This is a genomic window from Methylobacterium mesophilicum, from assembly GCF_036441335.1.
In the GTDB taxonomy this organism is placed as follows: Bacteria; Pseudomonadota; Alphaproteobacteria; order Rhizobiales; family Beijerinckiaceae; genus Methylobacterium; species Methylobacterium mesophilicum_B.
The window spans coordinates 258,126-272,237 of the sequence record NZ_MLBW01000034.1; the positions used below are offsets into that span (position 1 = coordinate 258,126).

Consider the following 14,112-nt stretch of genomic DNA (forward strand, 5'->3'; position numbering starts at 1 on the left):
GTAGGTGTTGGCGCCCGAGAGCGCGAGGGTCCCGGGTCCGCGCTTGGTCAGGCCGCCGGGTCCGGCGAGGGCCTGGGTGAGGGTGAAGGTGTTGGCGGGGTCGGCGATGTCGAGGCCGCCGCCGTTCCGGCCCCAGGTGATCGGCCGGGTCGTGGCGGTGAAGGCGGTTCCGGTGACCTGGAGGGTTCCGCCGTCGAAGGCGAGGGGACCGCTGGCGGCGCCGAGGTTGGCGTCGCGCGAGACCGCGAGGGTGCCGCCCGCNGGGTCCCGGGTCCGCGCTTGGTCAGGCCGCCGGGTCCGGCGAGGGCCTGGGTGAGGGTGAAGGTGTTGGCGGGGTCGGCGATGTCGAGGCCGCCGCCGTTCCGGCCCCAGGTGATCGGCCGGGTCGTGGCGGTGAAGGCGGTTCCGGTGACCTGGAGGGTTCCGCCGTCGAAGGCGAGGGGACCGCTGGCGGCGCCGAGGTTGGCGTCGCGCGAGACCGCGAGGGTGCCGCCCGCGAGCACGACGCCGCCCGAGAAGGTGTTGGTGCCGGAGAGCGTCAGCGTGCCGGCCCCGAGCTTGGTCAGGCTGCCCTGGCTGGGGATGCTGCCGAAGGAGGCGATCCGCAGGGGCTCGAACCGAGACTCGTTCTGCCAATCGCGGACGATCTGAGCGATGGCGCTGTTGTAATCGGCGCTCGTCAGTCCTGAGAGATAGGTATTCAGGAGGTCGCCCATGTCAGCGCGGTCAGCGGCGTAGGCCGGGTCGGTGAGGGGCCAGACGCCGTCATACCCATTGGATCGGACGAACGTCGCGAGAACCTGATTGGCGACGGGATCAGCGGTGGCGGCCGTGATGGCGCCCTGGATCGCGGACTGGCTGCCATTGCGCAGCGCGCTGACGACGCCGTCCAGCGCGGTCCGGCTGGCCGGAAGGCCGGCCGTCAGGACCGGAGTCTGAAGGCGTGAATCGAGGGTGGCCTTGCGGGTCGCCCAGAGGGCCGCCTCGGCGTCGTTCTCCTGCTTGCGCCGGATCAGTGCGTCCTCGGAGATGTCGTTGGACCACGTGTCCTTCACGCCCGCGGGGAGATTCGCGGCGACGGGACCCAGGAACTGGCCGGGCCCCCGCATGGCCTTGTCGAGGTCGATCAAGCCCCAGCCCCAGACCGCGTTGGGCGCATTGCGGTTGGCGTCGGGAATGCCGTCGACGGCATCGCGGTGATAGGCGGTGGTGAGCAGGACGTCGCGGGCCTGCGTGTTGGTCATGTACGGATAGCGCTGCATGATGACCGCCAGCGCGCCGGTGGCGTGCGGCGCCGCCATCGAGGTCCCATCGACCCTGGTGTAGCCGGTCTGATGATTCGGATCGATACCCCAGCTATCGGGATCCCAGACGGCGCTTCGCGTATATGTCGGTGCCGTACTGTTGATTGCATCGCCGGGAGCGACGACATACCAATACTTGGCGGCGCCGGCGCGGTTCGAGTACGGGGCGAGGACGAGATCTCCGGGGGCCGTGCTTCCGTTCGCGCCCGGTCCGGCCGCGCCGACCGCGAGCCAGTTCTTCTCGATGTCCGGTCGGAAATACGGCAGTGACGAGCGAACGTTCGGATTGTTCCAGCCTGTATTACCAGCGGCGAAGACTTGGATGATGCCGTATTGCTTGGCGACATTGGACAAGGCATCGACGTAGCCGAGCTGGCCGTCGAATTTCGTGTAGGCTTGGCGTAAGCCCGGGAGGCTGTTGTAGTCGTCCGTGGGCGGCGGGCTGCCCCAGGACGAGTTGATCGCTCGGGCACCGGCAGCCGCGAGGCTGCCATAGGCGTTCTTGAAGTACGCGTAGTCGGCGTTCGCCCCGTAGATGGCCTCATCCGTCGTGTGCGTGTTCGCCACGTAGACATTCGCGTCGAACGCCACGCCGTGCATGCCGACGCCGTTGCGGGAGGCCGCGATCGACCCGGTCACGTGGGTGCCGTGCGGATCGTTGACGGCCGGATCGTAGGTTCCGGGAACGGTGTAGGGTTCGCCCTTGTCGAAGAAGCTCGGCTGCGGAGACCGGTCGTCCGGTGCCCCGGACCCGTTCATGAAGTAGTAGCCGTCCGATCCGAAGGTGCCGGTGATCGTGAGCGGCTTCACGCGGGCGTCGGTGAATTCCGGGTGGGCAGCGTAGATGCCCGAATCGACCACACCGACCGTGACGCCCAAGCCCGTGTAGCCGGCCGCATAGGCATCGGCGGCGCGCATCGCCTCGAGGCCCCAGTCGGCCCGATATTCCGGGGTGCGCCACGATGCCGGATCGGCGCTGACTGTGCTCTGCGCGAGGACGAGGTTCGGACCGGACCATCCCAAGGCCGCGAGGCCCAGGCTCGCGCGCCATGAGATCGATAGAACCGAATTCCGAAGACGTCTCTTCCCGAAGACGATCAATGGAAATCCGATCTTTTTGCACATTCGATCCGCCTGCGATCCGAATCTTCGCATCTATGCACGATGTTCGATCAAAGATTAGAAATTCTTCGTCTTGGATCCCGATCGCATGCGCGATGCAGATCTAAATGTATTGCCGATCTTGGCGCAACTGGCGATTTCATATCTTTATCTTGCATGAGACGTTGAGTTTGGTACGTAATTTTTACAATAATATAGGATTGGATTGGGCGCCGGCTTGCTGATTACATGAGTCTTTCTTCGTATCGGCGTCGAAATCGCCTTCATTTGGATTCCGGATGCCGCATCGACAGCGCGATGCGCTGTATTTTTGTCACACTGTGGCAGCCTGCCGATGTCATGGTGTCCCGTCCCCGGTCGGGTGATCGATCGGACGCGCCCTGACGGCGCGGGAACTCTCGACCCGCTGTCGGAAGCCGCGCTCATCGCGGCAGGCGGTCGGCCAGGCCCCAAACATGAGGCGCCTGCTGGTGAGGGGGCGGCGGTTCGGCGAGACGGCAGCGCGCCCGGAAAGGTCCCGAGCCAGTTCGCGCGGACGGACGCTTCGTCCGGCCGAGTCGCGGGTCGACCGAAGACCTGGCAGAGCTCGGCCGCTCCCGGGAGGCTTGCTCTGCGCGCTCCGGCCTTGCCCGCAGAAGCCCACGCTCGCGCGCCTGAAGAGAGCGCCCGTGGCCGCTCGAGGCGCGGCAGATCGAGGTCGACCTGGATGCGCATTTGGCCGGCGGTCTTCGGGCCCGCCCGCGCGCGCAGGAGAGAAGGGCCGGCCGAATTGTGACTCTCGGGTCACAGGTCCGGCTAAACGGTCGTGGTCGGCGCGATTTGCGCCCTGTCCGCACACGGGCCTCGCGAAGGTCACAAGCAAATATTATGCCAAAACGAAGGAACGCCGGGATCTGTCGCGACCGGTTGCCGGATGAATTCTGGAAAAAAGATCTATATCTTATCCAATAGATGGTAATTGCCGATCAAATACAGTAGTTATTGTGAGATCTTGACCGATCGCTGAGTCATTTTCTATCTCATCGGCATGATATCCGCCGATTTTGTCCCTGATATTCCGTATCTTGACTTGGACGGCCGACGGAATGTCTTCGACCGCCTGGAGATGACGCCGAAGATCGCTGCGCCTTTCTCTGAAGCGAAAGGTCCGATCGGAGAGGCGAAGTGACCGGCGGCGGGCCGATCCGTCGCGTCGCGCTCGCGCACCGGATGCCCGGCCGCGGTCCCCGCTCTGTTCTCGGGCCGAGTTCGGTCCCGCTCCGGCCATCCGCCTCTGCCCGGTCTGTCCGGCTGACCGAGACCGGGACGGCGCCGGTATCGCGGCCCGTTCCGCCGGATGCCCAGGCGCGGCCGTCGATGGCGGCGGGGCCGATGCGAGTGCGGCCCTCCGCGTCCGGCGCTTTCCGGCGCCCCCATCGCGGCGCGCCCGCCGGCGCGCCGCGCCGGTCAGCGCCTGGGTCTCGTCGCCGAGGGCGGAGGCCCGGGTGAGCCGTCCGCGACTCGCATGCCGTGCCCCGGCCCGTCGAACACGCCTGTCAGAATCACAGCTCCGGAGACCGACCATGTTCCTTGGCCTGCCCGCATCACGGGGGCGACTGCGCGTTTCCGGAACCCTGCTGAGCGCCCTCTGGCTGACCGTGCCGGCCTCCGGGCAGGCGACCGATCCCCAGGACCAACTCGCCCTGCGCGACGTCGTCCGCGCTGCCTATATCCGCGCCGGCCGGCTCAAGACCGATGCGGAGATTGCCACCCTCGCCATCTCCGCCCGGCCGCTCGTGACCTTCGATCCGCGCGCCGCGACGGAAGCCGACATCGTCGGTCTCGTGGGGCGGCTCGGGTTGACGGATGCTTCGCTGCCGAAGCCGCCGGCCCCCGTCCCGCTGACGCGAACCCTCTCGAGCGATCCGCTGCCCGATTACGGCGGCGTCGACCTGACCGGACGGACGGCCGTGGACCTCGCCGGCATGCTTCAACGGGGCGAGACGACGTCGCGCGAGATCGTGCTGCAGTACATGTACAGGATCCAGCAACTCGACCATGCGGGCCCGGCCCTGCGCTCCGTCGAGCAGATCAATCCGGATATCCTGACGCTCGCCGACCGGGCGGACGCGCAGCGGATGGAGGCGCAGCGCCAGGGCTCGACGCTGCCGCCGCTCTTCGGCGTGCCGGTCCTCCTCAAGATGAACATCGGCACCGCCGACGATCTGCGCACCACCGCGGGCTCGGCCGCCCTGATCGGATCCCGTCCGGCCGCCGAGGCGACCCTGGTGACCGGGATGCGGGAGCAGGGCCTTCTCATCATGGGCAAGGCCAATATGGGCCAGTGGGCCGGGCTCACGAGCAACAATCGCAGCGATACGGGCGGCCAGACGATCAGCCCGGTCGATCCGTCGATCGCGGTGGCCGGATCGAGCAGCGGGCCGAGCATCGCGGCCGCCATGCGCTTCGCCCCGCTCACCGTCGGATCGCAAACCTCCGACTCGATCATCTACCCAGCCCAGCAGCAGGGTCTCTACGCCCTCAAGCCGACGGCGGGCCTGATCAGCACGACCGGCGTCGCACCCTATTCCCGACAGATCGACACCGCCGGCCCCATGGGCAACAGCGTCCACGACCTCGCCCTCGCCCTCAACGGGATGGTCAAGCTCGACACGACCGACACGCGCAGCAAGGACTTCGTCCGGCCTGCCGACTACAATGCCGGCCTGACCGGTGACCTGACCGGCCTGAAGGTCGGCATCTACAGCGCGACGTCGACCGAGGATCCGCAGCGGCCACCGCAATTCGATTCCCTCGTCGGCGGGATGCTGACGGCCGCGCACGCCGCCGTCGTGTCGCTCGATCGCGCCGGGGTCGACGCTGCGGTCAAGACGGCGGTCCTGGCGATGTCGGACGACGATCTCGCTCAGTTCGTGAAGTTTGCCGATTCGTCCGTGACGATCCCGACTGATCCCACCGACAGGGCCGCGTTCCTGAACGATATCCGGGACAATTTCACCGACGGGGCCGCGTGGGTCCAGGCTGCGACCACGGGGGCCATACCGCTGATCTTCTATGATGCGTACGTTTCGATCTCAAATTACCTCTCTTCTCGCGTCTCATTGCCTGATGATTACAAGAGTGCGCTCGTCCGGCTGCTCGGAGACAAGTTCTCGCGGCTGAACGTGGACCCGACGGTGTTCGCCCGCACGATCGACGACCTCGTGGCCTTCGCTCGGAAGAACCCGGGTCTCGAAGGCGATTCAGCGCTGGCTTTCCTGGCCTCGCAGCAGGTTGGCCCCTACGCCTCCATCGACGAATTCAAGCGCGCCTATGCGAACTGGCTCCGGATCTCGACAGCGCTGATGTCGAATGTCCGCAATGCCCTCGGTGTCGATGCGGTCGTCGGCCTCCTCGGCACGGACGACAATTCCAACGACGGCCTCGGCGTGTTCAGCTTCGTGACGGAACAGACCTCCGCGTCGCCCCAGCTCAACGTGCCGTTTCAGGTGGATGGCGCGCGGGCGAACATCCTCATCGACGCCAATCCCTATCAGGAGCAGACGCTGCTGAGGATCGGCCAAGCCCTCCAGCAGCAACTGAGCTCCGAAGCGTTCCGGCAATATCAGGCCGTGGCGCCCCATCCCCCCGCGACCGGGTATGGCGACGACCAGCCGGACGATAACGGGCCGCTCCTGCCGCTCGTCCTCAAGAACCTCGACGACCATGGCCGCGCCACCAAGGCCCATCTGCTGACCACCGAGATGGCGCCGCTGGTGCTCGACGTCGCCGGCGCGACCATGGTGCCGCACTTCGACGGGCGCATCTCCGGCAACGGCGGCCTGATCAAGGACGGGACCGGCATTCAGCTCCTGACCGGGACGAGCGACTTCACCGGCGGGGTCTTCGTCTGGCAGGGCGGGCTTGCCGTCGGCAGGACCGAGGCGCTCGGCGACCCCGGCAACACCGTGACGCTGGAGAACAAGAGCGCGCTGATCGCCACCCGGAGCTTCACGCTCGGGCGGCCCGTCATCCTGCGCGACGGCGGTACGCTCGGGGCGCTCGCTGGCGCGACGCTCACGGAGGATGCGGTCGTGTCCGGCAATGGCGGCCTGTCCAAGACGGGCCCGGGCCGATTGAGCCTACTGGCCGACAACACCTACACCGGCGGCACGCGGATCCTGGCGGGCACCGTCTCGGTGTCGCGCGACGCGAATCTCGGCCAAGCCTACGGCGCTGTCACGATCGGCGACGGCGCCGCCCTGGAGGCGACGGCGAGCTTCACGTCCACGCGTCCCTTCACCCTCGAGGGCGTCTCGGGTCTGGCCGTCGACCCGGCTCAGACCCTGACGGTGTCGAACGTCGTGTCCGGTCCGGGGACCTTGTTCAAGCTCGGGGCCGGCACGCTGACGCTCTCCGGCACCAACACCTTCTCGGGCGGCGTCGTGCTCGCGGGCGGCACCCTCGCGGTCTCGCGCGACGCCAACCTCGGCGCCGCCAGCGGTCCCCTCGCCTTCGACGGCGGAACCCTCCAGGTCACCGGAACCGCCTTCACCGCCACGACCCGGCCGATCACCTGGGGCCGGAACGGCGGCGGCCTCGACATCGCCGACCCCGCCAACACCTTCACCCTCACCCAGGCCCTCGCCGGACCCGGCGGCCTGACCAAGCGCGGACCCGGGACCCTCGCGCTCTCGGGCGCCAACACCTACACCGGCCCCACCACCCTCGCGCAAGGCACCCTCTTGGCTCAGGGCGGGCAGGCCATCGGCGATCGCAGCGCCGTCGCCATCGCGGCCGGCGCCACCCTGGCCCTCGCCGCCATCGAGATCAAGGACCTCTCGCTCCGCGTNCCGGCGCTCGGCCGGTAGAAGCCCGAGACCATGTTGAGCACGGTAGTCTTGCCGGCCCCGTTCGGGCCGATCACGCTGGTGACGGCTGCCGGCCGCGCCGTGAGGTCGACGCCGTCTGCTGCCGTGATGCCGCCGAAGCGGATGCCGACGCCGTCGAGCACAAGGGCCTCGCGCGCCGCCGTACCCGGCAGCGGCGCCTCGCCGCTCTCGGCGGCGGCTGGCGCGCCGCGGCCGCGCGGCAGCAGCCGGGCGAGGCTGCCGACGAGCCCCGAGGGCACCAGCCACAGCACCGCCAGGGTCGCGACGCCGAAGAACAGCAGGCGGTACTCGGCGAGCCCCGACAGCGCCTCCGGCAGCAGCACGGTGACGAGGGCCCCGAGGAGCGGGCCGAGCACCGTTCCGGCGCCGCCGACGATCACCGAGAGGACGAACAGGATCGACTGTGAGAACGGGAACGAGCTCGGCGCGATGAACAGCATCAGCGGCGGCAGGACCGCCCCCGCGAGGCCGGTCAGGGCGGCGGAGATCGCGAAGGCCAGGGTCTTCACCCGGACCGGGTCGAAACCCAGAGCCGCCGCAGCGACGTCGGCGTCGCGCACGGCGCGCATCGCCCGGCCGAGGCGGCTGCGGGCGAGGAGGTCGAACCCGGCCAGGCTCGCCCCGGCGGCGAGCACCGCCAGCACCGCGAGGCCGGCCGGCGAGAGCGGCTCGCCGAGGAGGCTCGGCGCGTCGGTGACGACGAGGCCGTTCTGGCCGCCGGTCAGCTCGCCGCCCTCGATCAACCCGTGCTCGACGATGAAGCCGAAGGCGATCGTGAGCATGGCGAGGTAGGGGCCCTTCACCCGCATCGCCGGCACCGCCACGAGGCCGCCGACGAGCGCCGCGATCAGCGCCGCCGCCGGGAGCGCCAGCCAGAAGCTGACGCCGTGAAGCGTCAGGATCGCGCTCGCGTAGGCGCCGATCGCGTAGAAGCCGGCCTGGCCGAAGGAGATCAGCCCGGTCAGGCCGAGGAGCACGTTGAGGCCGACGCCCGCCACCGTGGTCAGCGCCACGAGGGCGATCACGAAATGGCTGTAGCCGGCGGTCAGCGCGACGAGGCCGAGCGCGGCGGCGGTGAGGCCGGCGATGCCGAGCCGCATCGCCGGGCCTGAGCGCAGGTTCGGCATCGGGTCAGACCTTGTTGACCGCGGCGCGGCCGAGCAGGCCGTCGGGGCGCAGGGTGAGGGCCAGGATGATCACCGAGAACACCACGAGCTGCGTGTAGGTCGAGCCCAGGGTCGCGGTGACGCCGGCCTCGACGAGGCCGTAGAGCAGCCCCGCCACGATCACCCCGGTGGCGGAGCCGATGCCGCCCAGGATCGCCACCGCGAAGGCCTTGATGCCGAACAGCGTGCCCAACTCGGCCGAGACCGAGAAGAGCGGCGCGATCAGGAGGCCCGCGATGCCGGCCAGCACGGCCGAGAGCGCGAAGGCGCAGGCCACGGTGCGGCGCACGTCGATCCCCATCAGGCGGGCGGCGTCGGCGTTCTGCGCCACGGCGAGCAGGACGCGGCCGAGATCGGTCTTCCGGAACACCGTGCGGATCGCGAAGGCGAGCGCGATCCCGACGACCGGGATCACGAGCTGCAGCGGGTAGATGCCGGTCCCGAGGATCTCCACCGGCTTCGTGGCCAGCGGCGAGGGCAGGCTGCGCGGCTCCTTGCCGTAGGTGAACAGCACGGTGTTGTCGAGCACGATGCCGCCCGCCACCGTCGCGAGCAGCCACGCGTCCGAGCCGCGGGCCACGAACGGGCGGACCAGCGCCCGCTCGACCACGAGGCCGAACAGGGCGCAGCCGGCGAGCGCCAGGACGATCGCCGCCGGCATCGGCCAGCCGAGGGTGACGCCGAGCGCGTAGGCCAGGACCGCACCCAGGGTGACGACGCTGCCCTGCGCGAAGTTCACGGTCCCCGACACCGCGTAGGTCACGTGGAAGCCGAGGGCCACGAGCCCGTACATGCTGCCGAGGCCGAGGCCGCTGACGAGGATGGAGGTCAGCATCGCCGGGCTCAGTTGGTCACCGCGACGATCTCACCGTCCTTGAAGCGGGTGAACACGTAGTCGTTCGGGCCGAGCGCGTCGTGCTGACCGGGGGCGAAGGGCTTGTCGTAGGTTTTGATCAGGCCCGGATAGGTTCCGATCTTGTAGAAGCCGTCGCGGACCTTCGGCCCCTCGGTGGAGCCGGCGGCCTGGATGGCGAGCGCCAGCAGGTGGGTCGCGTCGTAGGCGTTGGCGATGCCGACCGCGGGGGTGACGTCGGCCATCGACTTGATCGCCGGGTACTTGGCCTTGAGCGCGCCGAGCACCGCGCTCGCCTTCGGCGACGCGTTGCCCGCGAAGGTGAAGGTCTGGATGAAGTGGACCTTCCCGGCGCTCGGGCCCGCGAGCTCGTCGAAACGGCCGCCCGCCGGGCCCCAGTGCGAGACGACCGGCACCGACCAGCCCATCCGGTCCAGCGACTTCACCACCTGGGCCGAGGGACCGACATTGCCGACGAGGAACAGCGCGTCGGCCCCGGCCTCCTTCAGCCGGGACAGCTGGGGCACCATGTCGACGTCGTTGGCCTCGTACTTCTCGATGCCCGCCGCCGGGAGGTTGGCCGCCTGCAGGGCGTCCTTGAGGCCCTTCTGGTTCGACTCGCCCCAGGCGTTGTTGACGAGGATCATGCCGGGCTTCTTCGCCCCGTAGGTCTTCACCGCGTAGGCGACCAGCGCCTCGTCGACGAGGGCGTCGACCGCGGAGACGCGGAAGGCGTAATTGTCGGCGGCGCCGTTGCGGGTGATGCCGGTGCCGGCCGCCCAGGGGCCGATGAACGGCACCTTCATCTGGTTGGCGATCGGCACGATCGCCATCGAGACCGGCGTGTCGAGGCCGCCGACCACCGCGACGACGCCGACCCGCTGGATCAGCTCGCGCGTCGCCAGCACGCCCTTGGACGGGTTGGCCTCGTCGTCGCGGGCCACGAGCTCGAGGGGGCGCCCGAGCACGCCGCCCTTGGCGTTGATCTCGTCGATGGCGAGCCCGATCCCGCGGGAGATCGCCTCGCCGGATTTCGCGGACTGGCCGCTCAGGGCGGTCACGAGGCCGATCTTGACGGTGTCGGCCGCCTGCGCGGCCGAGACGGCGAGGCCGAGCAGGGCGCTCGTCGTCACCGCGAAGCGGCGCAGGGTCGGGGGCAGGAAGGAGGCCATGGCGTGTCTCCGAGGGCGGGGCGCAGCCTGCTTTGCGCAACCTCCATGCCACGCGATATCGGCCGAGCCGGGGTCGGCGCCGCCGCATGCGTGCATCGCCGGAGGCATCGTGTGCTCAATTGCTCGTCAAAGTGCATACACTTACTGCATGCGCAGACCGGGCTTTTGCGGCACGGTGGCGCCGACAGGAGACCCGCCATGACCGACGTCACCCGCGATGCGGCGACCGCCCGCGACGCCGCCAACGTCACCGCCTATCTGGAGGCCTCGATGGTCCCGGATCCCGAGACGGCCGCCCGCTACATGGCGCCCGGCACCCGGATCGTGTTCACCGGCGCGCGGGTGTTCCACCACCCGTCCGAGGTCACGGCCTTCAATGCCGGCCGCTACGCCTGGGTGAAGAAGCGGATGGAGCGGCTCGACGTGGTCCCGGGCGACGGCGTCACCACGGTCTACAGCCTCGGCACCCTGTACGGCGCGTGGCCGGACGGCACGCCCTTCGAGGGCAACCGCTACGTCGACCGCTTCACCGTGCGCGACGGGCTGATCGTCGGCATGGAGGTCTGGAACGACAGCGCCGAGCGCCTCCTCATCAAGCACGGCCTCACGGCCTGACGCGGCGGGCTCAGGCCCCGCCGCCCGCGACGTAGGGCGCCAGCAGGCGCGCGAGATCGCGCTCGCGCGGGGCCGGAGGAACGATCCGGGCCCTCTCGGCGACCGCGTCGAGGTGGTGGTCCATGAGCGCGACGGCGCGCTCGGCGTCGCCCGCGACCAGGGCGGCGACGATGTCGCGGTGCTCGCTCACGGCGCAGTCCGAGGAGTGCGGGCGGCTGTAGAGGGACAGGATCAGGGCGCAGCGATAGCCGAGTTCCGCGACGTAGCGGGTCAGCACGGCGCTTCCGGTCATCTCGGCAAGCATCAGGTGGAACTCCGTGGCGAGCCGGATCGACAGCGCCTCGGGCCCGCCCCGGGCGGCTTCCTCGCGGGCGATCTGGTCCAGCAGACGCTGGCGCTGATCCGGGCCGAGCTGTCCGGCGAGGCGGCGGACCACGAGCCGCTCCAGGCCGAGGCGGACGTCGAAAGTGTCCCGCGCCTCCTCCCAGCTCGGCGTCGCCACGACGGCGATGCGGTTGCGGCGCAGGTCGACCAGGCCTTCCCCGGCGAGCCGCAGCAGGGCCTGTCGGGCGATGGTGCGGCTCACTCCGAACCGCTCACCTAGCGCGTCCTCCGGCAGGCGGTCGCCCGGGGCGAGGGCCCGTTCCACGATGGCCCGTCGCAGGGCCTGGCAGATCGCCCCGACGCGATCGCCCGCGTCCGCCACTGTCATGGACGGCGCCCGCATTCTGGCGCCCGAGTCCGTGCGGATTGATCCGTCATGATCCTCTCCCGGTGCGATCCATCCCGACGCATCCCGGCCTCAGGCGAGTGGGCTCTTCGCAGACCTGCGGCCGCAGGTGCAACGGTCGCGCCAGCGTCGTCGACGCCCAACCGACTCCGCGGATCCCTCCGGTCGAGCGATACAAGCAGCGCCCGGCCGCTGCGGATGCGCGCCTGCCGCGTCGCCGACGGCGCGCCCTGTCTGCCGGCTCGTGAGCGTGAAGAAAGTGTTTCCGATCTCCGGGGCCCGTTCACGCGCCACGACCCTTCACCGTATCGTGATCATGCCGAATGCTTGGACTCGGCTCGGCAGGACTTCCTGTCTCAAAATTGGTGTTCTGCGTCCCAATAAATTGATCTCATGCCATGTGTGTAAGCTGGGCTACAGCCGATCGACGGACCGTACCTTACGGCCCCCGCGGACGCAGACGACGTCGAGATCGCGCGAAAGATTGCGACGACGATCGTGCGGGGGGCGCAATCATGAAGCAGATCGTTCTTCCATCAATGGTCGTGGGCATCCTGTGCGGTGCATGCGCGACCTCTTCGGACAAGGTGGCCGCTACGTACGTGTCGCCGATCCAGTACAGCAGCCTGTCCTGCACCCAGATCCGCGAGGAAGCCGGCCGCGTCTCGGTGCGCGCCGCGCAGGCGGCCGGTGCGCAGGACGAGAAGCGCCGCGGCGATCAGGTCGCCACCACCGTCGGCGCCGTGGTGTTCCTGCCGGCGCTCCTGTTCATCGACGGCGACAATCACCAGACGGCCGAGCTCGCGCGGCTCAAGGGCGAGGTGAAGGCGCTGGAACAGGCCTCCGCCGAGAAGCGGTGCGGCCTCGACTTCGAGCCGCAGCCCGCGCGCCGCTGAGCCGCCCGCACCGAAGCCGCGCGCGGCCGATGCGCGACTCAGGGCAGGGGACAATCCGGTCCGTCACTGCCGGAAACACAACCCAAAGACGATAAAAGTCATCGCTTCTCGTCCTTGAGTAAATCTCCGACGCTCAGGAATCGTTAAGGCTTTGTCTCTCCACGTCGCTCCAATGTTCGCCGTGTTGCAGGCAGGTTACATCTTCGCAACGACTCGAATGATACGTCATCGCCAGCCGCTGGCTCAAACGGAATTCACACAGACATGACCAAGATTCTGGCCTCTCTGGCCGCGTTCACTGCCCTGACCGCCGCGGCCTCCGCCGCCGACCTGCCGCGGCGTGCCGCGCCGCCGCCGGTGTTCACGCCGGTGCCGGTGTTCACCTGGACCGGCTTCTACGTCGGCGTGAACGCCGGCTACGGCTTCGACGCCAACAGCCGCAACACCACCAATTACGCCCTGCGCGGCGGCACGCTGGCGAACTCGCCCGACACCAACGCGGTGGTCAGCGTCAACAACCGCAGCAGCAACAATGGCTTCTCGGGCGGCGCCCAGATCGGCTACAACTGGCAGCTGACCCCGGGCTCGGGCGTTGTGATCGGCTTCGAGGCCGACGCCCAGTACGTCGACTTCGCCCGCCGCGCCAACGGCACGCTCAACTATGGGCTTGCCGGCACCCCGGGCTTCGCCTTCTCGGCGCCGCGCGCCTACGTGGCGACCAGCGGCAACGGCCTGGATTACTTCGGCACTGCCCGCGGCCGCCTCGGCTACGCCTTCGACCGCACCCTCGTGTACGGCACCGGCGGCTACGCCTACGGCTCCGGCCAGGACGACCAGAACTTCGCCGGCCGCAACTTCCGCAGCAGCTTCCGCAACGGCTACGCGGTCGGCGGCGGCGTCGAGTACGCCCTGCCCACCGACTCGTTCCTGAACTTCTTCCGCTCCTCGGCCGTCACCCTGAAGGTCGAAGGCCTGTACGTGAACCTCGATCGCCAGAAGAACACCGCCAGCGGCGTCTTCATCCCGAACCTGCTGCCGCCGCGCGGTGTCGCCTACCTCAACGGTGCGGCCGCCAACACCGAGTTCGCCGTCGTCCGCGCCGGCCTGAACTACAAGTTCGGCTCGTACTGAGCCGAACCCGCGCCTCGAGGGTCGCATCGGCCCGCGCGACGATCCGGCATGGGACTGGTCCTCTGCATGTCGGTCGCCGCGCGGCGGCGATGCCCTTCGTTCGATCCTTGCATCCCCAGCCCGATCAAACTGGCCGCGAGGTCGACAGAGCCCCGGGAGCTGACCGCTCCCGGGGCTTTCGCGTGGACGGGCCCTCCGCCTCCGGCCGACCCGGCCTCGGCACCATCGGCCGCGCAGCATCCATCCCCGTCC

General features: G+C 69.1%; 8 protein-coding genes and 2 pseudogenes. 4 read left to right on the plus strand and 6 right to left on the minus strand.

Annotation, left to right across the window (positions count from 1 at the left end; genetic code table 11):
* Positions 1-3 precede the first annotated feature (3 nt).
* Together MMR14E_RS29355 and MMR14E_RS21925 are read right to left on the minus strand one after the other, a co-directional pair.
* Positions 4-51 (minus strand): annotated as a pseudogene (locus MMR14E_RS29355) (hypothetical protein); the annotation flags it as partial.
* Positions 48-2,222, minus strand: coding sequence for a S8 family serine peptidase (locus tag MMR14E_RS21925; protein WP_331317202.1), 2,175 nt, complete (start codon positions 2,220-2,222; stop codon positions 48-50). The pseudogene MMR14E_RS29355 and the gene MMR14E_RS21925, both read right to left, overlap by 4 nt.
* Positions 2,223-4,438: 2,216 nt before the next feature.
* On the opposite strand from MMR14E_RS21925, the gene MMR14E_RS21930 reads away from it, so the two are divergent.
* A complete protein-coding gene (locus tag MMR14E_RS21930; protein ID WP_331318608.1) occupies positions 4,439-7,276 on the plus strand; it encodes an amidase family protein in 2,838 nt (945 codons plus the stop codon).
* On the opposite strand, the pseudogene MMR14E_RS21935 reads toward MMR14E_RS21930, so the two are convergent.
* From MMR14E_RS21935 to MMR14E_RS21945, 3 genes and pseudogenes are all read right to left on the minus strand, one after another.
* Positions 7,261-8,424 (minus strand): annotated as a pseudogene (locus MMR14E_RS21935) (ABC transporter permease subunit); the annotation flags it as partial. The gene MMR14E_RS21930 and the pseudogene MMR14E_RS21935 sit on opposite strands and share 16 nt — an antisense overlap.
* A gap of 4 nt (positions 8,425-8,428) precedes the next feature.
* On the minus strand, positions 8,429-9,298 hold the full coding sequence (locus MMR14E_RS21940; protein WP_331317203.1) for a branched-chain amino acid ABC transporter permease: 870 nt from the start codon (positions 9,296-9,298) through the stop codon (positions 8,429-8,431).
* 8 nt (positions 9,299-9,306) lie between these two features.
* Positions 9,307-10,488: an ABC transporter substrate-binding protein gene (locus tag MMR14E_RS21945; protein WP_331317205.1), complete on the minus strand. Its 1,182-nt coding sequence runs from the start codon at positions 10,486-10,488 to the stop codon at positions 9,307-9,309.
* A gap of 198 nt (positions 10,489-10,686) precedes the next feature.
* Here MMR14E_RS21945 and MMR14E_RS21950 point away from each other — a divergent pair, with 198 nt between their 5' ends.
* Entirely contained in the window at positions 10,687-11,103 is a 417-nt protein-coding gene (locus MMR14E_RS21950; RefSeq protein WP_331317206.1) for a nuclear transport factor 2 family protein, read from the plus strand.
* 10 nt (positions 11,104-11,113) lie between these two features.
* Here the strand turns inward: MMR14E_RS21950 and MMR14E_RS21955 are convergent, their stop codons facing one another.
* Complete coding sequence (locus MMR14E_RS21955; protein ID WP_331317207.1) at positions 11,114-11,815, minus strand: GntR family transcriptional regulator; 702 nt, start codon at positions 11,813-11,815, stop codon at positions 11,114-11,116.
* A 533-nt stretch (positions 11,816-12,348) separates the two neighbouring features.
* On the opposite strand from MMR14E_RS21955, the gene MMR14E_RS21960 reads away from it, so the two are divergent.
* Both MMR14E_RS21960 and MMR14E_RS21965 read left to right on the plus strand, forming a co-directional pair.
* Positions 12,349-12,729, plus strand: a complete 381-nt coding sequence (locus tag MMR14E_RS21960) for a hypothetical protein (protein WP_331317208.1) — start codon at positions 12,349-12,351, stop codon at positions 12,727-12,729.
* Between the two features lie 264 nt (positions 12,730-12,993).
* Positions 12,994-13,860, plus strand: a complete 867-nt coding sequence (locus tag MMR14E_RS21965; protein ID WP_331317210.1) for a porin family protein — start codon at positions 12,994-12,996, stop codon at positions 13,858-13,860.
* Positions 13,861-14,112 lie beyond the last annotated feature (252 nt).